This is a genomic window from Streptomyces sp. 5-10 (genome assembly GCF_014712245.1).
Classification (GTDB): domain Bacteria; phylum Actinomycetota; class Actinomycetes; order Streptomycetales; family Streptomycetaceae; genus Streptomyces; species Streptomyces violaceusniger.
The window spans coordinates 1-856 of the sequence record NZ_JACVYG010000212.1; the positions used below are offsets into that span (position 1 = coordinate 1).

The window sequence follows — 856 nt, forward strand, 5'->3', positions numbered from 1 at the left end:
TCCCCGCCGAGACGTAGACCACCCCGTCCGGCGCCGCCAGCAGACGCAGCGGCACCCCGCCGCACGACGCCGCGTCGCCCACCGGGTACGACCAGCGCTCCGCGCCGGTGCGCGCCTCCAGGGCGCGCAGCCGCGCGTCCGCCCACACATAGACCGTGCCGTCGTGGACGACCGGGCCGGACTCGGGCGTCTCGAAGTCGGTCTGGAGGCCCTGCATCTCCCACAGCAGCTCGCCGTTGGCCGCCTCCCACGCCTGGACGCCACCGCCGCGCGTACCGGTGACGACCGTGCCGCGGTCGACCTTGAGGGAGTAGACCCAGCCGTCGGTCGACAGCCGCCAGCGCTCGGCGCCGTCCTCCGCGTCCAGCGCGTACAGCGTGGGACCGTCGGAGGCGTGGATCCGGCCGTTCGCCACGGCCATCGCCCACGCCACGTCGCGGGTCTTGAACTGGCGCCGGCCGGTGCCCACGTCCAGCGCGTGCACCTCGAACGAGGTCACGTACAGCAGATCGCCGGCGACCGCCGGGGTGCCCCATACGTCGTTGGACATGCGGAACCGCCACGGGCGCCAGCGGCCGTGCCCGGCCCCGCCGGGCGGCTCGGGCGGCTCGGCCGACGGGGAGTGGGTCGGCGGCGGGACGGCGGCCGTGCCATCGCCCCCGTTCAGCCCTCCGCTCGTCACCCCGGCCGGCGGGCGCACCCAGCCGGTGGCGGGGCCGGTGCCGTGCTGCGCCTGCGGGTCCCGCGCGTCTGCGGCCCGGAGTCCCGGGCCGATCGGCACCTGCGAACCGGGCAGCCGCACCGACCCGTCGGCCCCGGCCGACGCCGGGGCGGGCGGAGCGGCGGCGGAGGGGGC

The 856-nt window shown here is 77.9% G+C and carries 1 protein-coding gene; it reads right to left on the reverse strand.

Annotated features, from left to right (window positions below):
- Nucleotides 1-856 (reverse strand): PQQ-binding-like beta-propeller repeat protein (locus IEJ02_RS47860; protein WP_191070515.1); only part of this gene is annotated, 856 nt, incomplete at both ends.